Here is a 24840-nt window from a genome sequence, read left to right on the forward strand (position 1 = left end):
TGGGGATTCGGGGAAAAATACAGTAAATGAAAAAATCATTTTTAGGCCTTATACTTTCGATAACTCTTGCAGCATCAATTCTGACCGGATGCGAATTTGGCCATGCTGATCCTTTAGATAAGACCTATAAGGTTAATGATATAGAAACAACAGCAAGGCGTTTGTTTGAAGCCTGTAAAGAGGATTTTGACTATTCAAAATACATAGTATGCGATGGAAGCTATCGCTATAACGATAAAAGCAAGTGTTCATCGAAAGATGGCTCGATGACTTATTATGATCATACTCAATATAAGGCAGGCAATTTTACCTACAGCAGATACTATCAGGATGATGAAAACAATCTTTCAATATATTCCGGAGATTTCAAGGATATAATGAATCATAATTCTGACAAGAGTATTTCGATGAATGAGCGCTATGCTAATCAAGTTAGTATTTCTCAGTACAAGCAGACGCAAAATGGCGAGAAAACCACATATTATCAGTATGATGGCAATAAAGACGTTGAAACTTTCATAAATGTTGAAGCGATTTTTCCTGAGAACTTCGATGGGATAGATACTATAGTCAGCAGATCCCAGGATAAAGGGAAGAATATGCTGGACGTGACATTATCTGGCGATATTGGATTTGTAAGACATATTTTTGGTAAAGGGTGCCATGGATATCAATATGCCCATAATATCAGATACTCTTTTTGTCTGGATGATAATAAGTTAAAAGAGATAGTGGTATTTGGTAATGAGTCTACTGAAAAGTCATCAGCACACGGCTCTGTAACAGGCAGAGAGGTTGAAGTAGGCATTACTCTTGATATTAAAGAGATGTCAAATGAGACTGTCACTATGCCGGAGCTTCCAAACATTATGTCTGAAAACGATGATATAAACAGGATACTTACCGGAGAAGATGATTTTGCTGTAACTGAAGGAATCGACAATCCGGCAAATTGTAACGATGAGTTCTGCCAAAAAGCAGTGCATATATGGGAAGATCTGATGGAACTTCCTATGGAAAACAGAAACACGCTGACCGAGATTTCAAGTGCTCTCTCTGATTTAGTCACGGAACTTGGATATTTTGACTGTTCTTGTAATTATGCCCTCCTGGGAAAAGAGAAATGCGTTGTAAGATTTACTTTCTATAATAATATGGGCAAAGAAGCGGGGCATATATATGTGCCATTTAAATGTACCATAGATAATGATAAACACGATAAGATCATATTTGGAAATGCCTTCTGCGTTTCAGAAGAAGATACTCTTGAGGCGGGGAGCGAAGGCGGTTTTTCTTTTACACACATAGTTGACCATGAGAGGCAGCATCACTATAAATACTGGCTGGATAAAAATATGAATCTGGAGCTTGCCTATAGAGACTACAGGGTTGAAAGAATGTCCCTTCTTAAAAAAGATGAGGAAATGGAAAATTTTGCTCCGGAAAATAGGGATGAGCTTAAGAGGATAGCAGAAGAGTTCAGGTTTTCAGCATTTTTTGATATTACAGAATACTACGTGAGTAAGGACGAAGAAGCATATTATACTATAGATTCTCAAATGTCCGCGGCAGGCAGCGATGACATCAAGGGTAATTATGATATCAATCTTGTAACAGATGAAGAGATGAAGGAACATCTGGTTTATTATGACAGGAAAGAAACTCACGTTTCATGGGTGCAAATTTGCGATGAATAATATATAATATCTCACAGATTGTTGAGAGGAATCATTATCAGTTATCAAAATGTCAGATCTTGAAATTAAGCTGTTACAAAAGAAAATAGCAGGTTATCCAAGGCAGATCGATATGCTTCAAAAAAGATATGCCATGGTCATAGCACCCAAGTCGACAGAAATAGGTTCTGCCATCAAGGCTCTTAGCGCATATATGCTGCAACTTAAGGTGTGCAGAGGCTCTTTTTCCAAACTCGAACAGGCTACAAGGTCGGATTGTCAAAGACTTGAAGAACTAATAGATGCTGAGTGTCAAGGAGAGATTTCTGAGTCGGTTCAGCTGAGTCATGTGCAGATCCAGCACGCGCAGGCAACCATAGAGACATACATGAAATCTATCGATGCTCAGATAGATGGTGCTGTAACCGCGCAGGAGAAGTTAAAGCTTGCTCAGAAACAGAAGAAGACATTTGATGTAGTTAATCTCATGGCAATGATTGAAAAGGGAGACGGATATATTTTATGAAGAAAAAAAGTACACTGCCGGGAATAGTTATTTTAGCTATAGGAGCGATATTGGCAGTAGTTGTTGGAATAAACGGAGCAGATATCATCATTTCAATAGGAATTGGTCTTTTCAGACTGCTGATGATAGCAGGAATTGCTGTATTTGGAGCAGGAGCAGTAACAACGCTTATTCCACTTATCAGTAATATGAAGAGTGCAAGGGAGACACAAAAGGCTGCTGAAGCCCAGAAAGCTCTCGAGGAAGAAGAAGCCCGTAAGAGGAAAGAGGATGTTAGAGGCCTTGTTAAGCAGCTTATGGACGAGGAAGTTGATTTTGTTCCTGTTGGTAACATCCTGTTAAAAGAGATGGATGATATGGACGAGTTTGTTGAGAGAAATGACAAACTGTTCGTATATAACGACATGAAAGAGTTTGAGAGCATGAAGGAAATAATATCCCAGGCCAGAAATGCTCTATATCATAACTGCAGAGGTATCGTTAACCTCTATGTAGCGCTCGAAACATCAGGAGAGTTTACAACAGAAGCGGACAAGATAATTCAGAGTAATAACGAACTCCTCAATAACGCCAAGGAGTTCCTGTTAGAGCTTGCAAGATATACTAATGAGCAGAATGAAGATACCGATGCAGTTACAATGATCCAGGATTATGCGGATGCCATCGGACAGTCGCTCAGACATACCTACGACTGAAGATATAACCTAAGCTAATAAGACATAAAATATAGTAATTGGAGGGGTAACAAATTATGAAAAAAAGCAAATTCTTAAAAGGGGTGCTGTCAGCAGTGCTGGCTTTATCGCTTACTGCCTGCAGCAACAATGTGACAAACAACACTACACTTAACAATGCACTTAGCTATGATGATGCGGTAACAGAGCTTGGAACTTTTTACAGGAAGATCAATCCTTCAACAGTTCCGGCAAGACTTGACGTAGATATGGCAGAAGCTTCTGTTGCTGATTCTCTTGCAGATATTGACACATTCGATATGATGCTTACAGGAAATGGCAGCTTGAATTTAGAGATAGCTGCTCCATCTGAGTTTAGTGGAAAGTCCTATCCTGATGAGTGGCTTGTAGCAGTTGGACAGAAGTTTAATAAGGCCGGATATACGGTTAATGGCAAGAGTGTATCAGTTTCTATCAGGAAGATTTCATCAGGTGAAACACTTACTTATATCACAGAGGGCGGATACCAGCCTGATCTTTACATTCCATCTAATGAGATGTGGGGTGAAATGCTTGTAGCAAACGGAATCAAGGCTAACAAGCTCACAGACAGAATTGCCGGAAACACTGCAGGTATTCTGATGTCCAAGGAAGTTTATGACTCTTATACAGAAAAATATGGCGAAGTAACCATGGATGGTGTTCTCAAGGCAGCAATTGCCGGAGATATGGTATTTGCCTATACAAACCCATATACATCAGCAACAGGTATGAATATCCTCTGCTCAATGCTTCACGCTTTTGACAATGAGAATCCACTTTCCGATAACGCCGTTGATCAGCTTGTTCAGTATCAGAATAATGCACCTACAGCAGCTTATACAACATCAATCCTCAAGGAGTCAGCTTCTAAGGGAATCATTGATGCTATGGTAATGGAGGAGCAGACATACATTAACACTCCTGAGCTCAAGAATTATGTTTACACACCTGCAGGTGTTCGTCATGATCACCCGGTTTATGCTTTCCCTTGGACAGACGAAGATGAATTGGAAGCTGCCAAGATGTTTGTTGATTTTTGCCTCACTTCAGATAGTCAGTCAATGGCTACAGAAAGAGGATTTAACCTTCATGAAGACTATGTTTCAGAAGACTATGGAATGACAGGTAGTGACTTCTTATCAGCTCAGAAGGTATGGAAGACCAACAAGAATGGTACTCGTCCTACTATCGCAGTATTTGTTACAGATATTTCCGGTTCTATGAACGGAACAAGGATCAAGTCCCTCAAGAATTCACTGCTCAGCACAATGCAGTACATTGATTCCAGCAGCTATATCGGACTTGTAAGCTATAGTGATAAAGTTTATATCAATCTTCCGATTGCTCAGTTCGACAATAAGCAGAGAGCTTACTTTAGTGGAGCGGTAAAAGATCTTGATGTTGGCGGTCAGACAGCTACTTACGACGCAGTTCTTGTCGGAATGCAGATGCTCATGGAAAAGAGCAAGGAAGTTCCGGATGCAAACATGATGCTCTTTGTTCTTTCAGACGGAGCACAGAATGCCGGCTTTGAACTTAAAAGAATTACACCAATAGTTGGTGGACTTGGAATTTCGGTATATACTATAGGTTATGAGATGACTGATTCTGATAAAGAAGACCTTAAGGCTCTTTCAGAAATCAATGAAGCAGTATGCATTGACGCTGATACAGAAGATATCGTCAATGAACTTAGAAATCTCTTTAATGTAAATATGTGATGGTATAAGGAGGAATGTATGGCAAGCGTAAGTCTTAAAACTATCATTGAGAAAATGAAGCTTGAGAATCTGACCCCTGAACTTGATATCAAGAAGATCAGGATCAGTCAGCCTGATATCAACAGACCGGCCCTTCAGCTGGCAGGATATTTTGAACATTTCGAAGCTACAAGACTTCAGGTAATCGGATTTGTTGAATATACCTACATGGAGTCATTCCCGGAGGAAAAGAAGGAAGATATGTACAGAGAGTTTCTTTCCTTCGATATTCCTGGCGTGGTATTCTGTAGGGAACTTACTCCGGATCCTCTTTTCATAAAGATAGCTATAGAGGAGAAGGTGCCGGTACTCATTACCAAGAAATCAACTTCTGCATTTATGGCAGAAATTATCAGATGGCTCAATGTTAAACTTGCTCCATGCATTTCTATTCATGGTGTTCTTGTAGATATCTATGGTGTCGGAGTTCTTATTACAGGTGAGAGCGGAATCGGTAAGTCAGAGACAGCCATAGAGCTCATTAAGAGAGGACATCGTCTCGTATCTGATGATGTTGTAGAACTCAGAAGAGTAAGTGAAGAGACTCTTATCGGAACAGCACCTGACATTACCAAGCACTTTATTGAGATGAGAGGCGTTGGTATCATCGATGTTAAGACTCTTTACGGTGTATCAAGCGTAAGAGAGACTCAGACAATCGACCTTGTTATTAAACTTGAAGACTGGGACAAGGACAAAGAGTATGACAGACTCGGACTTGAGGAGGAATACACAGAATATCTTGGGAATAAGATAGTATGTCACCGTATTCCTATCCGCCCGGGTAGAAACCTTGCGGTTATCTGCGAATCTGCAGCTGTTAACCACAGACAGAAAGCTATGGGCTATAATGCAGCTCAGGAGCTTTATAACAGAGTTCAGAATTCTCTTGCTCGCAGACGTAGCGATGATGAGGATGATGAGTAATTATATATAAAGGAGACATAAAAGTGGCTAGATACGTATTCGGAATAGATTTAGGCGGAACAACTGCCAAGATCGGACTGTTGACAGAAGGTGGCGAGAAGGTAGATTTCTGGGAAGTTCCTACCAGAACTGAGAACAATGGAGAGTTTATCCTTGCGGATGTTGCAGATGCAATCAGAGCCAAGATGAACGAAAGAGGAATCGATGACTCAGAAGTAATCGGTGCAGGAATTGGTGTTCCTGGTGCTGTTAATGTAGATGGTCTGTGCTATCAGGCTGTAAACCTTGGATGGGAGAATCTCAATGTTGTTAACGAGCTTCATTCCAAGTTAAAGCTTCCTGTAAAAGCCGGTAATGATGCAAACGTAGCAGCTCTCGGCGAAGCCTGGAAGGGCGGCGGACGCGGCTATCAGAACATGCTTCTCGTAACACTTGGAACAGGTGTTGGCGGAGGAATCATCAACGAAGGTAAGATTCTTGCCGGTTCTAAGGGATCAGGCGGAGAAATTGGTCATATTCATCTTGAGGATGAAGAGCCTGATGCATGCGGATGCGGTAACCACGGCTGTTTTGAGCAGTACGCAAGCGCAACAGGAGCTGTAAGACTTGCCAGGAGAATTCTTGCGGCAACAGACGAAGACAGCGCGCTTAGACATATTGATAATTTCCAGTGCAAGGATGTATTCGATGAAGCCAAGAAGGGTGATAAGGTTGCTCTTCAGATTGCTGAAAAATATGGATATTACCTTGGAAAAGGAATTGCTATTACAGCAAGCGTTGTTAACCCTGAGATCATTGTTCTTGGTGGCGGCGTATCAAGAGCCGGAGAGATGCTCTTTGATCTCCTGAAGCCAAGCTTTGAGAAATATGTATTCCCTGGCTGCAAGGATGTCAAGTTTGCTCTTGCTAAGCTTGGAAATGACGCCGGAGTATATGGCGCGGCCAAGATGCTGTTGTATTAATAAATGGGAGTTTTATTCTTTTGAATCACGATATTATAGAAGCACTTAAGCAGATCGATAGTGATCTGGAAATGAATATTAACGAGAAGATGAGCAGGCACACCACATTTAAAACTGGTGGGCCTGCAAGCTTGTTTATAAGGCCTGATAGCCTGGAACAGCTTAAAAAGGTTGTAGCCCTCCTCAAAAGGGCAGAAGTTTCCTACTTTATCCTGGGAAATGGAAGTAACCTTCTTGTATCTGATAAAGGGTATGACGGAGCTATCATATCTACAGATAAATTTACCGATATAAGATTAGAAGACGAAAAAACGATTTATGCGGAAGCGGGTGTTAAGAATTCTGCAATAGCTGCATTTGCAAGGGACAATTCTCTTACAGGATTTGAGTTTGCAGCAGGAATTCCCGGAAGCCTTGGCGGAGCAGTCATAATGAATGCCGGAGCTTATGGCGGAGAAATGAAGCTCATTGTCAAAGAGGTCAGAGCTCTTTCTCCACAGGGCGAGATCATCAGACTTGATAATGAGGCACTCAGATTTGATTACAGAACAAGTGCATTAAAAGGTAAGGATTTCATTGTTATATCAGCTCTTCTGGAACTTGAGAAGGGGGATAAGGATGAGATTTCTGCCCAGATGAATGAACTTGCTCTTAAGAGAAAAGAGAAGCAGCCACTTGAATATCCAAGTGCCGGATCTACTTTTAAGAGGCCAGAAGGCTATTTTGCCGGCAAACTTATTGAGGATTCAGGCCTTCGCGGGTATACTGTAGGCGGAGCAATGGTATCTGACAAACACTGCGGATTTGTTATCAATAAAGGTGAAGCTACATCCAAGGACATTTATACACTTATTCTCAATGTGCAGAATACTGTATATGAAAAATTCGGAGTCAGGCTTGAACCGGAAGTAATCTTACTTGGTAAGTTCTAAAACCTTATAATTATAAAGAAGAAGGGTCATAGGAAATGAGATTTGTCATTGTAACAGGAATGAGTGGTGGCGGTAAGTCAACAGCTATTCATATGCTTGAGGATGCAGGTTATTACTGCGTAGATAATCTCCCGGTTTCTCTTATTGAGAAATTTTCAGAGCTTATCACTATGCCTGATAACGAAATCAGCAAAGTTGTTCTGGGAATAGATGCAAGAGCAGGCCAGGCCTTTGAAGAAGTAGCCGGAATGATCGATGCGATGAAGGAAAAGGGCATTCCTACGGAAGTTCTTTTCATGGACTGCAGTGATCAGGTTCTCATTAAGAGATATAAAGAAACCAGACGTGTTCATCCTATGAATGTTAATGACGTTGGTAACAGGATAGAAGTTGGTATTGCCAAGGAAAGAGCTGTTCTGGCTGAAGTCAAGAAGAGAGCAGATTATGTTATTGACTCATCAAATCTTCTCACTAGAGAGCTCAAGGAAGAACTGGACAGGATCTTTGTCAAAAATGAGAGCTACAATTCTTTGATGGTTACGATTCTGTCATTTGGCTTTAAGTATGGAATTCCGGCGGATGCAGATCTGGTATTTGATGTAAGATTCCTCCCGAATCCTTTTTATATTGATGAGTACAAGCATCAGACAGGAAATGATAAGGGAGTTCAGGATTATGTTAAGAGTTTCCCTGCCTGTGGAGAATTCCTGGATAAGCTGACAGATATGCTACAGTTCCTGATACCGGGATATGTACAGGAAGGAAAGTATCAGCTTGTTGTAGGAATCGGTTGTACCGGTGGTCAGCATAGAAGCGTGACAATTGCCAACGAACTATATGACCGACTTAGGAACGCTGACGGAAACTATGGATTAAAGCTGTTGCACAGAGATGTTAAACAGGCTAAATAATTTAGAACATATGGAGTATTGACATATGTCTTTTTCTCTTGAAGTAAAAGAGGAACTATCTAAACATATCGGGTCGTCGAGACATTGTCAGCTGGCTGAGATAGCAGCCATAATAGATGGTGCTGGATTCATAAGAGCCGGCGAAGATGGGAAACTAGCGCTTTATTTGCAGGATGACAACCCGCTGGTGGTTAGAAAGTTCTTTACATTATTACGAAAAGCATTTAATATAGGAACTAGCATTTTGGAGGATGTCCCTAATATCAAGGAAAATGGGCGTATTTACAGGCCTGTTATAGTTGATGGCAAGGATTTACATTCTGTTCTTGGAGCAATCAGAATGATAGATACAGAAGGCCACATAAGGGATATCAGCGATGGGATGAGCCCGCAGGTAACTAGAAATTCCTGTTGCAAGAGAGCCTTCCTAAGAGACTCATTTATGTGTCTTGGATCCATCAGTGATCCTAACAAAGGTTATCATCTTGAATACGTCTGCGACCGAAGGCAGCAGGCAGAGAACCTTCAGGAGATGATAGAATCTTTTGATATCAAGGCGATGATAGTCCGCAGGAAGAAGTATTATGTACTATATATTAAGGAAGGCGCAGGAATTGTTGATCTTCTTAATATAATGGAAGCTCCGGTTAGTCTCATGAATCTTGAGAATCTTCGAATTGTCAAGGAAATGCGCAACTCGATTAACAGAAGAGTTAATTGTGAAGTTGCTAACATCACCAAAACTGTCAATGCTGCTACCAAGCAGATTGAGGACATCACATATTTGAGAGACCATTACGGTTTTGAGAATTTACCAGTGAACCTCAGGGAAATGGCAGAAGTCAGGCTTGAACATCCAGATTCAACTCTTTTGGAACTAGGCAGATTTCTGGATCCGGAAGTTGGTAAATCGGGAGTTAATCATAGGCTTAGGAAACTAAGTGAACTCGCAGATAAGTTAAAGGGAAAGTAACGGATTAGATTCAGGAGGGGAATTATGATCACAAAATCTATCGAAATTAAGTTGCCAAGAGGACTTGAGGCTAGACCTGTTGCTGAACTTGTTCAGCTTGCAAGTAAATATGATAGTACTGTTCATATTGAGGCGCAGTCCAAAAAGGTTAACGCTAAGAGTATCATGGGTATGATGACTCTGACACTTAACTCAGGCGAAAATGTAACAGTTATAGCTGAAGGTTCTGATGAAGAATTAGCTGTTGCAGACATGGAGAATTTCCTTCAGGGAAATATCAAGTAATTTTAGACATAAAAAAAGCCCTATAAAAGGGAGGATGCCAGGTAAGCTTCCTTACCTGGCATATTATGAAAAAGTTTTTAAAATTGGTATTGTCTTAACTCATCTGACAATATTATATTAACAAGAGGATATGTCTAAAAGATGATTCTGAGTAACCATTCTTTTAATTAATTGTAAACAAATTATGAACATGAGACTTCTGGATGAAATAAAAAGTCATGACCAGAAGTCTTATTTTTGTTTATATCTTTTTAATATTTCGGTAATAAAAGATTTATATCTATTGTGCATTTTCGTATATTCAAATGGCAAAATAAAGTATAAAATATGCATAGTGACAGCAATAATATACATAATAGAATGAATTCATAGCTGAAATGGCGATAGCCTTTATCCGGGATTTGAGGACGAATTCGATGAAAAATAATGGAGAAAAGGGAACTTTTGTAATAAAGATTGAACGCTGTCAGAATGAGACCTGGCAAGGAAAACTCACGTGGGCGGATGAAAATAAAAGCATTGCCTTCAGGAGTGCGCTTGAGCTCATGAAGCTTATGAATGAAGCTATGGTGATCACAAAATCTCAGAATCAGATAGTAGAAAATCATTCTGTATCATAATAATATGTACTTTCGAAAGGTCGACGGGTCGGAATTCTCCGGCATGCCGACCTTTTTTCATGATAAATGTTGCATAAATGCAACATGCTTTCTTGTGATATGAAATCCAGGTTCCATGTACTATAATAGAGTTGTAATACGTATTTCTATTAGTTTGAGGATCATAACTTGCTTAAAAACATCATTTTTTCACTTTCCAAAAATTCGATTTCAGATAATAAGGTCCTGGCAGAGGTTGTCAGTTGTGGACAATACCTTGAGGACTGTGGATATAATATTAAACTCTTAGAGGCAGATGACGCCTCATATTCCAAGATAAAAGCTGCAGGTAAAAAGAATACACTTATCGTATGCGACAGTAATGCTGATGCTCTAAAACTAACGGGCAAAGGATACTACTGCATCGGTGCTATTTATTCCACCAATAAAGATGAGAAATTTGACGGACTTAAATATGTTTTTGAAGATATAGGAGAGGTCGACGAAGACTCTTTTGTCAAAGCATATCAGAGATACGCAGGTGATCCCTGGGAAGTAATAAGGACTGACAGACTCATTATCCGCGAGACCACCATAGAAGATGTAGATGAATTCTACAGATTATATCGCGAGCCTGAGATGACCAAATATATGGAAGGTCTTTTTGAAAATCCGGAGGATGAGAAACGCTATCAAAAGGACTACATCGAGAAAGTATATGGACTTATGGGCTTTGGTGTGTGGACAGTTGTCAGAGCAGAAGATAATACCGTCATAGGCCGGGCAGGATATTCTATCAGGAACGGATTTGACAACATAGAGCTAGGATTTCTCATAGGTAAAGAGTACCAGAGGCAAGGATATGCTTATGAAGCCTGCAAGGCAATACTCGAATATGGTAAAAAGGTTCTGTGCCTTGAAAATGTCCAGGCCCTGGTTAAAAAAGAAAATGAAGTTTCAATCAGACTATGTAAAAGACTAGGATTTCATCAGGAAGATGTGGTCAGAGTTGAAGAAAATATATATGGACATAGTTATCAGGGAACCGAAGATAACACAGATATAAGACTAAGTCAGGGAAAATACGGAGAATATCTCAAGTTTGAAATCAGGCTGTAATCAAAAAATAAAATTGTTTTGAATCAAATTTTATGGCAATTTTTAGGTTAATACTGTAATATATTAGCTGTAACAGTAGAAATAATATTGAAAAATAGGCATTGAGAGGATGTCCTTCTCAGGGGAGAATGTCTATACGGAGGTAAAATGAGTTCATTAGAAATGTTCAGCCTGGTTGCGGGGTTAGTAGGTGGTCTTGCCATGTTCCTGTATGGAATGAATGTCATGAGCGGCGGACTTACCAAGATGGCCGGAGGCAAGCTTGAAAGTGTTCTTGCCAAAGTTACCAAACACGCAGTAATCGCATATTTATTCGGAGTGGGAGTAACCGCTCTGGTTCAGTCTTCATCAGCATCAACCGTAATGGTTGTTGGTCTTGTTAATTCAGGAATCATGACTCTTAAGCAGGCAGTCAGCGTTATCCTTGGTGCTAACCTTGGTACAACATTTACGGCCTGGCTCTTGTCTTTAAATGCAATCAGCAGTGATAACTTTATAATAAATTTACTCAAACCTGCATCATTTACGCCTTTCCTTGCACTTATAGGTATTGGCCTTTATATGTTCGGCAAGACTGAGAAAAAGAAAAATGTAGGAACCATCCTTCTTGGATTCTCAGTTCTTATGTTTGGTATGAGTTCTATGTCCAGCGCAGTGTCACCCCTTAAAGACGTAGATTCATTCAAGGCAATCCTTACAACCTTCAGTAATCCTATTATTGGATTTCTTGTAGGTATTCTTTTCACAATGATCATTCAGAGCTCAGCCGGAACAATCGGTGTTCTGCAGGCTTTGTCTCTTTCTGTTAAAGTCAAGTACAGCATGGCTATTCCTGTAGTCATCGGTGCTGAGGTTGGTACATGTATCACAGCTATTCTTTCATCTCTTGGAGCAAACAAGAACGGTAAGAGAACTGCCCTTATGCATTTGTACTTCAACATCATCAAGGCATCTCTTTTCATGATCATATTCTATGCACTTAATGCCATAGTTCACTTTGATTTCATGGACGATAAGATTGGCATGGTTGGAATTGCCGGAATACATACTCTTGTAAACCTCGTGGCTACACCACTTATGCTTCCGTTTGCACAGCTCCTTGTCAACCTTGCACTTAAGACTATTCCTATCGATGAAAAAGAGAAAAAGGAACAGGAAGAACAGCAGGGAATCCGTACACTGGACCCAAGATTCCTTTCAAACCCTCCATTTGCTCTTGAACAGGCTCGTCTGGCTGCTATCACAATGGCTAATATGTCTCAGGATGCCCTTAATAAGGCAATAGACCTGATCACAGATTATAATCAGGAAGTTGCTGATGAAGTTGAGCACCTTGAGCGTAAGATTGATAGCTATGAAGACCAGCTTGGAACATATCTTATGAAGATAAACTCCCATCATTTGGGCGAAGCTGACAGCCATACCTTATCTCTTTTGCTGCATTGCATAACAGACTATGAGCGTATCAGTGACCACGCCCTTAATATTTCAGAGAAGGCCAAGGGAATGAGCGATGGAAAGAGATCATTCTCGCCCAAGGCCCAGACAGAAATGGATATCTTTGCTTCTGCGGTAAAAGAGATCATGGACCTTGCCATCAGATCTTTTGCCGAGCAGGATGTGAACCTTGCCAAGACAATCGAGCCTCTTGAAGAGACAATCGATGGAATCAATATGGAGGTTAAACGCCGCCATGTAAGAAGACTTCGCAAGGGTAAATGTACTATCGAGCAAGGCTTTGATCTGTCTGATATTGGAACAGATTTTGAGCGAATTGCAGATCACTGCAGTAATATTGCAGTAGGAATTATTGAGGTTGATGAGGACCTCTACGATGCTCATGAGTATCTCGAAACACTCAAGAGAGAAAAGAGTGACGGATTTGAACAGGCAGTTGACTTCTATGAGAGAAAGTACATGTTGCCTTCAGTTAAGTTCTAATTAGTTTAAAAGATGTAATGAGGTGGATTAGTTAATGAATATAAGAAAGCTGGGCCGATTGGACACTCTTATTGAGAACCAGCGTGAAAAAGGGAGATTACAGGGCGCTACGATTCTCGTTGAACACAATGGTAAAAGAGTTTATGAGAATCACTATGAGCCTGACAGAGAGGATAGCATTTATAAACTCTTTAGCATGACCAAGCCTATTACTTCGGTTGCGGCTATGATCCTCTATGAGCGCGGAGAACTGGACCTTATGAGCAAGGTTTCAGACTATCTTCCCGCTTTTGCTGAGTGTAAAGTGGCATCACCTGAGGGAATCACCAAGGCGGTTAATCCAATTACTATCAAAGACCTTTTGAATATGACATCCGGAATCGTTTATTCAGGAGACTTTGGCGAAGCTGAGAGATCAATGACCAGAGTATATAAGGAGGCCAAGACTCAGAGACAGTCTGGAATCCTTAGAAGTAATGTGGACGTGTGCAACAAGCTGGCAGAAGGTTATCTTGCCTTTGAACCTGGAAGCGGATTCAGGTATGGGCATTCAGCCGATATCATGGCCGGAGTCATAGAAGTTATCACAGGCAAGAAGTACTCGGAATTTTTGAAAAAAGAAATCTTTACACCTCTTAATATGGAGGATACAGGGTTCTGGATCGATGAGAGCAAGGCCTTCAGACAGGCAGTTCTCTATAGAAGAGATAAAACAGGCAAAGTTGTAAGAGCAGAAGATGATGTAAAAAGACGCATGGAAATGGAGAATCCAACATCCATGCCTTGGTTTGAGATGGGCGGATCAGGCCTTTATTCTACTGCAAATGATTATGCTCATTTCGCTCAGATGCTCCTCAACAAGGGCTCATATCACGGCAAAGAGCTGATTGGTAAAAAGACACTTTCCTTTATGACTACTCCACAGCTGCCATCAGGTATTCAGGGCCAGTTCTGGGATATGAACGGGTGCCTTGGCTACAACTATGGCAATTACTTCAGAATACTGACAGATCCTGCTATGGCTTCATCTAACGGAAGTATCGGAGAATATGGCTGGGATGGTAAAGCCGGAACATATTTCTTTGTTGATCCAAGTGAAGAGCTGATAGTTATTTACATGCAGCAGATTGAAGGTGGATGCGATTACAGCTTTATCCGCGGAATTCGTCAGATAGTATATGGAGCAATCTGAGTATCGTGAAATATAAGGAGTAATATGAAATTCGAATATATAGAGAAAAAAGAGCAGGGCAAGTTCATTACCCGCTATGATCTGCATTACAGAACTGAGGATGACAAGAAAAAGACCTATGAGATAATCAGCAGGAATCCTAACCTTAGTAGTTTTGAAGATATCCACAATAAAAAAGCAGATGCTGTTGTCCTCATCATGCATGATGAGACTGGAGAAAAAATCCTCATAAACAAGGAATTCAGAATGGCGCCGGGAACCTGGGTTTACAATTTCCCTGCCGGACTTATTGATCCCGGTGAAGAACCGGAAGAAAGCGCAAGGCGCGAACTCAAGGAAGAGACAGGACTTGACCTTGTATCTATAGATGAATGGATTGGGGAGAGCTACAGCGCAGTAGGATTTTCCAATGAAAAAAATGTGTGCTGCGTAGGAAAAGCCACCGGCTCTTTTGCCAAGAGTTCATCAACACTGGAGGAAATAGAACCTGGCTGGTACACCAGGGAAGAAGTGAGAAAACTGCTTAAAAAAGAACCATTTGCAGCAAGAACACAGGCCTACTGCTATTTGTGGTCTAAGGAATAAGTATTGGTAATAGCTATATGAGAGAAAAAACACAGGACGAACAAAATCTCATACAGACAAAGAATCTGGGAGTATATAAGAATCAGAGCAGGGCCGAGGAACTTAAAAAAGGAATCATCGGCCTTAATATTTGTGAGGAATGTGGTGGATTCTGCACAGAGAGCGTACCTCTTATGGAAGGACTTCCTGTTAATGCGCAGGTAAGCCTCATGGAGCATTCCAAACATGAAACACTTAAAAAGGGAAGCTATCTTTTTAGAGAGGGTGAAGTTGTAGATTCCATCTGTATTATCAGGAAAGGCAGAATTAAGCTTTGCCGATATGACTCACTTGGCAGAGAACAGATAATCACAATTCTGGCTGATCACGATATCATCTGGGAAGGAATGTTCCTTGATGGCAGTGTTTACCCGTATTCAGCAGTTTGTCTGACTAATGCGTCTATCTGCCAGATTCACAGAGATGATTTCATCAAGGTTGTGGATAACCCTACTGCCGCAATGAATATCATTATTTTGCTCAGTAAAAAACTCCATGACGCCAATGAGAGAAACATGCTACTGTCTACCAAAGACCCAATGGCACGTCTGGCGGGCTTTTTGATGTATAGGGTAGACAGAAGCCCTACTGATGATATAGTATTGAAACTCGATGACATTGCTGCGAGTGTAAGTCTTAGAATGGAGACTGTATCGCGTAAGCTCAGAGAACTTGAGAAAATGGGGCTTATAGAGAGACGAGGACACGCCAAGATCAAGGTCATTGACAGAGATGCCCTAAGAGAAATATATGTTTCTCAGTAAATTGTAATATGACGTTTGAATAAGAGCATCTTGAAATGTAGTTTTGTTTTTTGTTAGATAGGAGAGATATTAGAATTACTATGGTAAAAGGAGCAATTCATTCTGTAGAAACATTTGGTTCAGTAGACGGACCCGGAATCAGATTTATAGTCTTTTTAAAGGGATGTAACTTAAGGTGCAAGTATTGTCACAATGCAGATACCTGGAATCCACAGTCTGATGATATGAGAACACCGGAGGAACTTCTTGATTTTGCTGAGAGATATCGTGGATACTGGGGAGAAGATGGCGGAATAACTGTCAGCGGTGGAGAGCCACTTCTTCAGATTGATTTTTTGATTGAGTTTTTCAAAATGGCCAAGGAGCGTGGCATCAACACTTGCATTGATACAGCACTTCAGCCTTTTAATGAAGACAGAAACAGTGAGTTTTTTGGCAAATTTGAGGAACTCATGAAATATACAGATCTTCTTCTTGTGGATATCAAGCATATAGACAGAGAAGAGCATATAAAGCTCACTGGCCTTCCAAATGAGAACATTCAGGCCGGAATGAGATATTTATCTGAGATTGGTAAGCCAATCTGGATTCGCCACGTACTTGTGCCTGGAATAACAGATAATGATGAGTATCTGCATAAGACAAGAAAGTTTATTGAGGAATTGTCTAATGTAGAGAAAATCGAAGTTCTTCCTTATCATTCAATGGGACAGCACAAGTTTGAAGCACTTGGAATTCCATACCAGCTCGAAGGCGTAGAATCACCAACTGCTGAGCGTGTAGCTAATGCTACAGCAATTCTCAGAGGCGAGAAGTGAACTGTATAGATGACAAAAATTATCGACAGAGCAGGTAGTTTGCGGACTACTTCGCTCTGTTTTTTTTATTTCATAGGAAATTGCTCCGCATTCCTATGAAATAAAAAACGCTCCGCTATGGATGCGCATCGGCGCGAGATGAAAATGATGCTAAAGCATCCGCGCCTCGCGCGAGAATGTCGCAAGCGACATTCTTTCTTATTATCATGCAGTATTAAGGGAAAAAGATTGTTTAGAAAAAGTGTGAATAATTTGTGAAAAATAAAATTAAAATTAAAACTTGATTATAATCAAAGTCTAGTATGCCATGTGATGATAATATATCCTTCGGTATAAAGAAGTGATAAAAAATTAACAAGATTTTTTTTCAACATAAATAGTCACTTTACCGTTTGAAAGGAGAATATTATGAAAGAAGCATGGAGAGGTTTTAAAGGAACCCACTGGCTGGATGATGTAAACGTAAGAGATTTCATCCAGAACAACTACACACCATATGATGGAGATGAGAGCTTCCTTGCTGATGCTACAGATGCTACTAACAAGCTCTGGGGCAAGCTTCAGGAGCTTCAGAAGCAGGAACGTGAAAAGGGCGGCGTACTTGAGTGCGAGACAGAAGTTGTATCTAGTCTTACAGCTTATGGCCCTGGTTATATCGACGAGTCTATGAAGGATCTCGAGCAGATCGTTGGTCTTCAGACAGACAAGCCACTTAAGAGAGCATTCATGCCTTACGGCGGAATCAAGATGGCTGAGGAAGCTGCTGAGACATATGGTTACAAGGTAAATGAGAAGTTCCATAAAATCTTTACAGAGTACCACAAGACACACAACCAGGCAGTATTTGATGCCTACACACCTGAGATGAGAGCTGCAAGACACAGCCACATCGTAACAGGTCTTCCAGATACATACGGACGTGGACGTATCGTAGGCGACTACAGAAGAGTTGCTCTTTACGGTATCGATTACCTCATTGCCAAGAAGCAGGAAGATTACAACAACTGCGGCGATGGCACAATGCTTGACCACATCATTCGTCAGAGAGAAGAGATCTCAGAGCAGATCAGAGCCCTCAAGGGAATGAAGGCTATGGCTGAGGTTTACGGATTTGATATTTCACAGCCAGCTAAGAACGCTAAAGAGGCTGTTCAGTGGCTTTACTTTGGATATCTTGCAGCTATCAAGACACAGAACGGTGCTGCTATGTCAGTAGGACGTGTTTCTACATTCCTTGACATCTATATCGAGAGAGATATTAAGGAGGGAACACTTACAGAGGCTGAGGCTCAGGAGCTTATCGACCACATGACAATGAAGTTCAGAATGGTTAAGTTTGCTCGTATCCCTTCATACAACAACCTCTTCTCAGGTGACCCAGTATGGGCTACTCTTGAGGTTGGTGGACTTGGTATGGACGGACGTCACATGGTTACCAAGAATGACTTCAGATTCCTTCATACACTTGAGAACATGGGACCTTCACCAGAGCCTAACCTTACAGTACTTTATACTTCTAAGCTTCCAGCAACATTCAAGAAGTATGCTGCTAAGATCTCTGTTACAACATCTTCAATCCAGTACGAGAACGATGATGTTATGAGACCTATCTGGGGCGATGACTACAGCATCTGCTGCTGCGTATCTGCTACACAGACTGGTAAAGAGATGCAGTTCTTCGGAGCTAGAGCTAACCTTGCTAAGTGTCTTCTTTACGCTATCAACGGTGGTAAGGACGAGAAGTTCCTCACTAAGGATGGCAAGCACATGCAGGTAGGACCTGAGATGGCACCTATTACATCAGAGGTTCTTGATTACAACGAAGTTATGCACAAATATGACATCATGATGGATTGGCTTGCAGGACTTTATGTAAATATCCTCAACCTCATCCAGTACATGCATGACAAGTACTACTACGAAGCAGCTGAGATGGCTCTTATCGATACAAACGTAAGACGTACATTCGCTACAGGTATCGCAGGATTCTCACACGTTGTAGATTCACTTTCAGCTATCAAGTATGCTAAGGTTTCAACAGTTCGTGATGAGTCTGGCCTTGTTGTAGATTACAAGGTAGAGGGTGACTTCCCAAGATACGGTAACGATGATGAGAGAGCAGACGAGATCGCTGTATGGCTTCTTAAGACATTCATGAAGAAGGTTGAGAAGCATCACACATACCGTGATTCAGAGCCTACAACATCTATCCTTACAATCACATCTAACGTTGTTTATGGTAAGGCTACAGGTGCTACACCTGATGGAAGACCTGCATTCGCTTCATTCGCACCAGGTGCTTCACCATCATACGGTGCTGAGAAGAACGGTCTTCTTGCTTCACTTAACTCTGTTGCTAAGATTCCTTACGAGTACGCTCTCGATGGAATTTCAAATACACAGACTATGAATCCTAACGCTCTTGGTCACGATGACGAAGAGAGAGCAAACAAGCTCGTTAGCGTTCTTGATGGATACTTCAACCAGGGATCACATCACCTCAACGTTAACGTATTTGGTAAGGAGAAGCTCATCGATGCTATGGAGCATCCTGAGAAGCCTGAGTATGCTAACTTCACTATCCGTGTATCAGGATATGCTGTTAAGTTCATCAACCTTACTAAGGAGCAGCAGCTCGACGTTATCGCTCGTACATGTCACGAGGCACTTTGATATATCTATTAAGTAATATCAAGTAATATCAAGTAATACCACTACTAATAATAAGGGCAGTTATGCTTATTGATAGCATAGCTGCCCTTTTTTATTATAGGCTTAACTTATTCCATACAAGAACTTCTTTGGATGAGGATACAGCAAGAGGTCCGGGTATTGTCTGACCATTTCTGTGATTGCCCAGATAGTCTCTGTCAAAAGTAATAGGTGTTCCATCGGGATTTTCAAACTTCTGCTCCGGTTCAAAGGCCTTTCCGAGGGTGTCAGTTGTGATGATTCCGTCTACAAGATCAGAAAGCGCCTTTCCGTAGTTAGTCTTAAGATACCAGTCTCCGTTCTTCTCTTTTATTTCTACTGTAACTTTAGTCTTCTTATCTTCCAGATGATTCTTGTTCTTCTCATGTTTGCATACCGTAGCACCGCCAAAGTATGCATTTCCTTCAACCCAAACCGGGAGATGACCAAAGTGAGCTTCTGCAAGCGCACCCATATCAGGATTCTTACTAAAATCAAATTGAGAAATCCACTCATCATAGGATGGAAAGATGTCAAAAGGCTTGGTTCCGACAACTTCGTATTCTGCATCGGCAGGAGTTTTCTTTTTGTCTGTAACTTTATGCTGCTGTACAAATATGTTGTTATAAATCCTGTCATCTCCGTGAAGAATTGTCATAAAGCCGGCAACTTCAGTCCTGTGGCGGATATGATAAGGAGTATATCTTGGCTCTCTCTGTCCGTTGACAATACTGTCTACGCCGGAGTTAATGAGACCGAATCCACCAAGTACAAGATTGTGGATAACTGCAATTCCTTCACTAGGAATAATTATAGATGTAGGTGACAACAGAATATTGTTATCAATAAGTGTAGGTCCGTGGCCGACTTCAATGAATACGTCAGTTGAGAACATTGCACCCTGAGCGGCCTGTAGTCCATTATGCCTGTAGTTGTCGTGCATCAGGTTCTGAGATACTCTTGCACCCTGAGCTTCCCAGTCAAGCCATACACCCATGATACAGTGGTGAATATGGTTTCTTCTGATAGTTACATCAATTGCAGCGTGAAGCTTGATTCCGGCAGTTTCAGCACCACCAAGCTGCTGCGAGGTACAAACGTCGTGGATTTCGCAGTCTTCAATAGTTGAAAAAACAGCGCCCATTCTTCCAACAATACCTGTCTGTTCGCAGTGATGAATGTGGCAGCGTCTTACGATATGGTGACCAACTTTTTCTTTTAACCAGCCATGATACTGACCTCTGCAGACAGCGTCGCGCTCCATCTGAGTCGGGCTCTTGACCTGTTTGACAGAAAAATACATATCATTTTCGGGATCGCAGTACTTGCCGAGGGAAATACCACAGCATCTGCTTCCGTAAATTTCACAATCTTCTATTATCCAGCCTTTGCTCCAGTGAGGACCTATCATTCCGTCCTGGTAGGCAGCAGGGGGAGCCCAGGTTGTAGCTGCTTTGTTGATATTAAAGCCGCTGACAGTAATATAATCCACATAATTTCTGGTTGGCATGAATACATTACGTCTTACACTGATCTCGACCTTTTCCTTGTTGGGATCAAGATCCTGGAAGTTTGCGTAGAGAATGGTTTCATCAGTTGTCTCATCCTGTTCTGTATACCACAGATACTGAGCAGCAACCTGATCCCAGGCAAGAGGATCGCCTTTGCCTTTCTGGCACTCATCAAGAGAAGAAGCCTCATACATCATGTTGTCATTAACGAAAACAGAACCTGTATGTCTGATGATTGGAGAAAAATACCAGTCTCCGTATACTCGCTCTACATAAGGGTTATAGTCACCAAACATGCTGTTTTTAATACGAACCATCCATGTTGTGCCCTTAACCTTTTTCCAGTCACTAACAGGCTCAGCTCCGGTTATGACGGCTCCAAGCTTTTCTTCTGAGCGATATACGATTGGTGATTCCTTAGTTCCCGCATTTACAGGAATAACATGTTCTCTGTAGATTCCGGGTTTAACTATAACTTCATCTCCTGCAATGGCAACTTTGGCAGCGTCATTAATATGCTTAAATGGGCGCTCTTTACTTCCGTCTCCATCTCTGAAAGCGTTTGCATCAACGTAATAAACCATAGATTTCCCTTCTGAATACCGGCTGCCAAGTGGCGTCTTGGCAACCAGTACTCTATGAATAAATGCACAATATTTATCAAATTAGTTGAACGTTAAACATAAATATTTATTATAATATTTGTTTTTTAGTACTCTTGTCAAAGTCAAATTGCACAAAAGTTTAAAAAATAGTTTGTGTTTAATAGACAAATTATCAAAATATATTGACAATTGTTTTGGGCAAAGGTTATATTTAAGGTGTGTTTAACGATTTACCAATACAAAACTGACACTTAGGAGTAAAGATGGTTACACTGAAGGAAATTGCGGAAATCTGCAATGTTTCCGCAACAACAGTGTCCAACGTTATTAATGGCAAAGCCAAGACTAGCGAAGAGACCAAAAACAGAATAATGGAGGTCGTTAGAAAGACCGGTTATAACCCTAACTATATGGCCAAAGGTCTTAGAGTTAAGAGAACCAGAACAATAGCGATCATAGCTGAAGATCTGGCGCAGTTTACTTCGCCGCCAATTATCGAGAACATCATGGCTTATTGCGAGAGCAGGCAGTATAGGGCTACAGTTTACAACCTGCGACTTTACGATAGATGGTCCGATACCTGGTACAACGACGAAGAGGAGTATAAGTCAGTATTTGAGCCTGTTCTCAGAGATGTTCTATCTGCTCAGGTTGACGGGATCATTTATCTGGCTGGACATTGTCGTGTGATCAAGTCATTTAGCGATGATTTCCAACTTCCGGTTGTCATGTGCTATGCACTATCGGATTCGCCAGGTATTCCATCGGTTGTAATTGACGATGAAAAGAGCTCCTGGGAAATGGTTTCCCATCTGATAAAGGCAGGACATAAAAGAATTGGTTTTGTTGGCGGCCGTGTTGAGAACCTTCACACCATTGAGCGACTAAAGGGATATCAGAGAGCTCTTTATGAGAATGGGATTCTCTTTGACCCAAGCCTTGTGTTCTATGGCAGATGGGATCGGGAATCAGGTTATGAAGGAGCATCCAAGCTGTTAACACAGGGGGTTACAGCTATCTTTGCAATTTCCGACAGAATGGCAGGAGGTGTATATGACTACCTGTATGAAGCGAAAGTTGCGGTAAAAGATAAAATCGCAGTAGCAGGATTTGATAACGAAGCAATTTCTCAGTATTTCAGACCGGCGCTGACAACAACAGAGCTTCCACTTGCTGAGATAGGAAAAAAGTCAGCGGAGCTGATCCTGAATAGACTTGAAAAGAAAGACGGGGGAAGATCAGCCTATTCAGAACCGTATGTAATAAAGGTTCCATGTACTTTAAAAGACAGAAATTCTGTCTGAAGTATTTTTTTACCAATTTAGTTTAACGTTAAACTAAAAGGAGGAGTTGGGGTGACAAAGAAAAAGGTTTATTCATTCAAATTATTCTTAATGGTACTGCCATTCATTATTCTGGTTCTTTTGTTCTGCTATTACCCACTTTATGGATGGATGTACGCATTCTATGATTACAAGCCGCCAAAGACATTGGCAAACAGCCCATTTGTTGGCTTTAAGTGGTTTGTATCACTGGTCAGCAGCCAGACCAAGATCAATCAGATAGTTCAGGTTTTAAAGAATACTTTCGCCATGAGCGGTATTACACTTGGAACAAGCTGGCTTCCTATGATCTTTGCTGTATTTCTTAATGAGATCAGAGGAGTTAAGTTCCGCAAATTCGTGCAGACAGTAACAACCCTTCCCAATTTTGTCAGCTGGGTAATGGTTTATTCTATAGCATTTGCTCTCTTCAACAGCACAGGAATGATGAATTCCCTTCTTTTAAAAGCTGGTTGGATTGAGCAGCCAATTCTTTTCCTGCAGCAGTCAGACCACGTATGGTTTACACAGTGGCTGTGGCTTACCTGGAAAAACCTTGGATGGGCAGCCATCATGTATATCGCTGCTATAGCAAGTATTGATGACGAGCTTTTGCAGGCTGCAAGAGTAGATGGCGCCAATAGAATGCAGATCATATGGCACATTACTATACCAAGTCTTTTACCAACATATTTTGTACTGCTTGTTATCAACGTTGCTAACTTCCTCAACAACGGAATGGAGCAGTACTACGTATTCCAGAACGCATTTAACAAAGAGTTCATCCAGGTTCTTGACCTCTATGTTTACAACATGGCGATGGGCAGCGGTGGATACTCAGTTTCAGTTGCGATATCAATGCTTAAGAGTCTTGTAAGCGTTGTCCTTCTGGTTATTGTCAATGGTTCATCCAAACTGATCAGAGGAGAAAGCATACTATGATAGTGAGAAAAGACCTGTCACCGGATTTATCTCTTAAGAATCCATTAGCTAAGAGGAAGTTGGAGAAAGAGATCATGAAAAAAGAAGTTGAATCAAAAAGCAAGATAAAAGTAAGCGCTGGAGACCGTACACTGGAAATCATATGTTATATCGTTTTTTCAATAGCAGCTTTCCTGTGTTTGTATCCTTTTTACTACATTATCATCAATACAATCAGTGCCAACGACTTAAGTGCCAAGGGCGACATTCTCTTTTGGCCAAAAGGAATTCATTTCCACAACTATATGTCAGCCTTCAGGATTGACGGATTATTCCAGGCCCTCAAGATTTCCCTCTTGAGAACAACCCTTGGAACAGCGTTTACAGTTTTTGCATCTGCTTACCTTGGATTTATGTTCACTCAGGAAAAGATGTGGCTGAGAAAGGTATGGTACAGACTGATTGTTGCCACAATGTACTTCAATGCAGGTATTATCCCATGGTATCTGGTAATGAAGACAATGCATCTGACCAACAATTTCTGGGGATATATTCTTCCAGCGATCGTATCGCCTTTCAACCTGATCCTGACTAAGACTTTCGTGGAATCAGTGCCAAAAGAGCTGCAGGAAGCGGCAGAGATGGATGGAGCCGGAGTACTTACAGTATTCTTCAAGGTAATAATTCCTGTTATCAAGCCTATCATGGCTACAGTAGCAATTTTCTCAGCTGTAAGCCAGTGGAACGCATTCCAGGATACATTGCTCCTCATGACTGATACCAAGCTTTATCCACTTCAGTTCGTGTTATATCAGTACCTTAACCAGGCAAGTTCGCTTGCATCACTTGCCCAGAGCAACACCAGTACTTCGTCCCTTGCGGCAGCAGCTGCAACAACACAGACAACTACAAGTGTCCGTATGACTATAACAGTATTGGTTGTTCTTCCAATCATGCTCGTATACCCAATCTTCCAGAAATACTTCGTAAAAGGAATTATGATCGGTGCTGTTAAAGGGTGAGCAGAGCACTACAGTTAGTTATTACTTCCACAAAGGAAGAGGT

At 41.2% G+C, this 24840-nt stretch carries 22 protein-coding genes; 21 read left to right on the forward strand and 1 reads right to left on the reverse strand.

Annotated features, from left to right (window positions below; genetic code table 11):
• Positions 1–26: 26 nt before the first annotated feature.
• From BPR_RS00530 to pflB, 18 genes are all read left to right on the forward strand, one after another.
• Complete coding sequence (locus tag BPR_RS00530; RefSeq protein ID WP_013279505.1) at positions 27–1697, forward strand: hypothetical protein; 1671 nt, start codon at positions 27–29, stop codon at positions 1695–1697.
• A gap of 49 nt (positions 1698–1746) precedes the next feature.
• Entirely contained in the window at positions 1747–2202 is a 456-nt protein-coding gene (locus BPR_RS00535; RefSeq protein WP_013279506.1) for a hypothetical protein, read from the forward strand.
• Complete coding sequence (locus BPR_RS00540; protein WP_013279507.1) at positions 2199–2897, forward strand: hypothetical protein; 699 nt, start codon at positions 2199–2201, stop codon at positions 2895–2897. Before BPR_RS00535 ends, BPR_RS00540 begins: the two co-directional genes overlap by 4 nt.
• 56 nt (positions 2898–2953) lie before the next feature.
• Positions 2954–4639, forward strand: coding sequence for a vWA domain-containing protein (locus tag BPR_RS00545; protein WP_013279508.1), 1686 nt, complete (start codon positions 2954–2956; stop codon positions 4637–4639).
• 18 nt (positions 4640–4657) lie between these two features.
• Entirely contained in the window at positions 4658–5605 is a 948-nt protein-coding gene (gene hprK / locus BPR_RS00550) for an HPr(Ser) kinase/phosphatase (protein WP_013279509.1), read from the forward strand.
• Positions 5606–5628: 23 nt separating this feature from the next.
• Positions 5629–6567 carry an ROK family glucokinase gene (locus tag BPR_RS00555; RefSeq protein ID WP_013279510.1) on the forward strand — a complete coding sequence of 313 codons (939 nt, stop codon included), beginning with the start codon at positions 5629–5631 and terminating at the stop codon, positions 6565–6567.
• A 20-nt stretch (positions 6568–6587) separates the two neighbouring features.
• Positions 6588–7499 carry a UDP-N-acetylmuramate dehydrogenase gene (gene murB / locus BPR_RS00560; protein WP_013279511.1) on the forward strand — a complete coding sequence of 304 codons (912 nt, stop codon included), beginning with the start codon at positions 6588–6590 and terminating at the stop codon, positions 7497–7499.
• Between the two features lie 35 nt (positions 7500–7534).
• On the forward strand, positions 7535–8410 hold the full coding sequence (gene rapZ / locus BPR_RS00565) for an RNase adapter RapZ (protein ID WP_013279512.1): 876 nt from the start codon (positions 7535–7537) through the stop codon (positions 8408–8410).
• Positions 8411–8435: 25 nt separating this feature from the next.
• Complete coding sequence (gene whiA / locus BPR_RS00570) at positions 8436–9383, forward strand: DNA-binding protein WhiA (protein WP_013279513.1); 948 nt, start codon at positions 8436–8438, stop codon at positions 9381–9383.
• A gap of 24 nt (positions 9384–9407) precedes the next feature.
• Entirely contained in the window at positions 9408–9668 is a 261-nt protein-coding gene (locus BPR_RS00575; RefSeq protein ID WP_013279514.1) for an HPr family phosphocarrier protein, read from the forward strand.
• Between the two features lie 416 nt (positions 9669–10084).
• Positions 10085–10288, forward strand: a complete 204-nt coding sequence (locus tag BPR_RS00580) for a hypothetical protein (protein ID WP_042256275.1) — start codon at positions 10085–10087, stop codon at positions 10286–10288.
• Positions 10289–10456: 168 nt separating this feature from the next.
• Positions 10457–11386: a GNAT family N-acetyltransferase gene (locus BPR_RS19385; RefSeq protein WP_013279516.1), complete on the forward strand. Its 930-nt coding sequence runs from the start codon at positions 10457–10459 to the stop codon at positions 11384–11386.
• 147 nt (positions 11387–11533) lie between these two features.
• Positions 11534–13327, forward strand: a complete 1794-nt coding sequence (locus BPR_RS00590) for a Na/Pi cotransporter family protein (protein WP_013279517.1) — start codon at positions 11534–11536, stop codon at positions 13325–13327.
• Between the two features lie 34 nt (positions 13328–13361).
• Entirely contained in the window at positions 13362–14519 is a 1158-nt protein-coding gene (locus tag BPR_RS00595; RefSeq protein ID WP_013279518.1) for a serine hydrolase domain-containing protein, read from the forward strand.
• Between the two features lie 24 nt (positions 14520–14543).
• The gene (locus tag BPR_RS00600; RefSeq protein WP_013279519.1) at positions 14544–15104 is read left to right on the forward strand and encodes an NUDIX hydrolase; all 561 of its coding nucleotides are present in this window, start codon (positions 14544–14546) and stop codon (positions 15102–15104) included.
• Between the two features lie 17 nt (positions 15105–15121).
• Positions 15122–15907, forward strand: a complete 786-nt coding sequence (locus tag BPR_RS00605) for a Crp/Fnr family transcriptional regulator (protein WP_013279520.1) — start codon at positions 15122–15124, stop codon at positions 15905–15907.
• Positions 15908–15987: 80 nt separating this feature from the next.
• Positions 15988–16725: a pyruvate formate-lyase-activating protein gene (gene pflA, locus BPR_RS00610; RefSeq protein ID WP_042256278.1), complete on the forward strand. Its 738-nt coding sequence runs from the start codon at positions 15988–15990 to the stop codon at positions 16723–16725.
• 408 nt (positions 16726–17133) lie between these two features.
• The gene (pflB, locus tag BPR_RS00615) at positions 17134–19398 is read left to right on the forward strand and encodes a formate C-acetyltransferase (RefSeq protein ID WP_013279522.1); all 2265 of its coding nucleotides are present in this window, start codon (positions 17134–17136) and stop codon (positions 19396–19398) included.
• A 94-nt stretch (positions 19399–19492) separates the two neighbouring features.
• Here the strand turns inward: pflB and BPR_RS00620 are convergent, their stop codons facing one another.
• Positions 19493–21511: a right-handed parallel beta-helix repeat-containing protein gene (locus BPR_RS00620; protein ID WP_013279523.1), complete on the reverse strand. Its 2019-nt coding sequence runs from the start codon at positions 21509–21511 to the stop codon at positions 19493–19495.
• A 284-nt stretch (positions 21512–21795) separates the two neighbouring features.
• Here BPR_RS00620 and BPR_RS00625 point away from each other — a divergent pair, with 284 nt between their 5' ends.
• Genes BPR_RS00625 through BPR_RS00635 form a run of 3 tightly spaced genes read left to right on the forward strand, consistent with a single transcriptional unit; the run spans position 21796 to position 24797 of the window.
• Positions 21796–22836, forward strand: a complete 1041-nt coding sequence (locus BPR_RS00625) for a LacI family DNA-binding transcriptional regulator (protein WP_013279524.1) — start codon at positions 21796–21798, stop codon at positions 22834–22836.
• A gap of 51 nt (positions 22837–22887) precedes the next feature.
• Positions 22888–23796 carry an ABC transporter permease subunit gene (locus BPR_RS00630; RefSeq protein WP_013279525.1) on the forward strand — a complete coding sequence of 303 codons (909 nt, stop codon included), beginning with the start codon at positions 22888–22890 and terminating at the stop codon, positions 23794–23796.
• Positions 23793–24797, forward strand: coding sequence for a carbohydrate ABC transporter permease (locus BPR_RS00635; RefSeq protein ID WP_013279526.1), 1005 nt, complete (start codon positions 23793–23795; stop codon positions 24795–24797). Before BPR_RS00630 ends, BPR_RS00635 begins: the two co-directional genes overlap by 4 nt.
• Positions 24798–24840 lie beyond the last annotated feature (43 nt).

The sequence above is a fragment of the Butyrivibrio proteoclasticus B316 genome (assembly GCF_000145035.1).
GTDB lineage: Bacteria > Bacillota > Clostridia > Lachnospirales > Lachnospiraceae > Butyrivibrio > Butyrivibrio proteoclasticus.

Coding starts and splice junctions, on each gene's coding strand:
- BPR_RS00530 (WP_013279505.1), top strand. CDS start 27: ATGAAAAAATCATTTTTAGGCCTTATACTTTCGATAACTCTTGCAGCA.
- BPR_RS00535 (WP_013279506.1), top strand. CDS start 1,747: ATGTCAGATCTTGAAATTAAGCTGTTACAAAAGAAAATAGCAGGTTAT.
- BPR_RS00540 (WP_013279507.1), top strand. CDS start 2,199: ATGAAGAAAAAAAGTACACTGCCGGGAATAGTTATTTTAGCTATAGGA.
- BPR_RS00545 (WP_013279508.1), top strand. CDS start 2,954: ATGAAAAAAAGCAAATTCTTAAAAGGGGTGCTGTCAGCAGTGCTGGCT.
- hprK (WP_013279509.1), top strand. CDS start 4,658: ATGGCAAGCGTAAGTCTTAAAACTATCATTGAGAAAATGAAGCTTGAG.
- rapZ (WP_013279512.1), top strand. CDS start 7,535: ATGAGATTTGTCATTGTAACAGGAATGAGTGGTGGCGGTAAGTCAACA.
- whiA (WP_013279513.1), top strand. CDS start 8,436: ATGTCTTTTTCTCTTGAAGTAAAAGAGGAACTATCTAAACATATCGGG.
- BPR_RS00575 (WP_013279514.1), top strand. CDS start 9,408: ATGATCACAAAATCTATCGAAATTAAGTTGCCAAGAGGACTTGAGGCT.
- BPR_RS00580 (WP_042256275.1), top strand. CDS start 10,085: ATGAAAAATAATGGAGAAAAGGGAACTTTTGTAATAAAGATTGAACGC.
- BPR_RS00590 (WP_013279517.1), top strand. CDS start 11,534: ATGAGTTCATTAGAAATGTTCAGCCTGGTTGCGGGGTTAGTAGGTGGT.
- BPR_RS00595 (WP_013279518.1), top strand. CDS start 13,362: ATGAATATAAGAAAGCTGGGCCGATTGGACACTCTTATTGAGAACCAG.
- BPR_RS00600 (WP_013279519.1), top strand. CDS start 14,544: ATGAAATTCGAATATATAGAGAAAAAAGAGCAGGGCAAGTTCATTACC.
- BPR_RS00605 (WP_013279520.1), top strand. CDS start 15,122: ATGAGAGAAAAAACACAGGACGAACAAAATCTCATACAGACAAAGAAT.
- pflA (WP_042256278.1), top strand. CDS start 15,988: ATGGTAAAAGGAGCAATTCATTCTGTAGAAACATTTGGTTCAGTAGAC.
- pflB (WP_013279522.1), top strand. CDS start 17,134: ATGAAAGAAGCATGGAGAGGTTTTAAAGGAACCCACTGGCTGGATGAT.
- BPR_RS00620 (WP_013279523.1), bottom strand. CDS start 21,511: ATGGTTTATTACGTTGATGCAAACGCTTTCAGAGATGGAGACGGAAGT.
- BPR_RS00625 (WP_013279524.1), top strand. CDS start 21,796: ATGGTTACACTGAAGGAAATTGCGGAAATCTGCAATGTTTCCGCAACA.
- BPR_RS00635 (WP_013279526.1), top strand. CDS start 23,793: ATGATAGTGAGAAAAGACCTGTCACCGGATTTATCTCTTAAGAATCCA.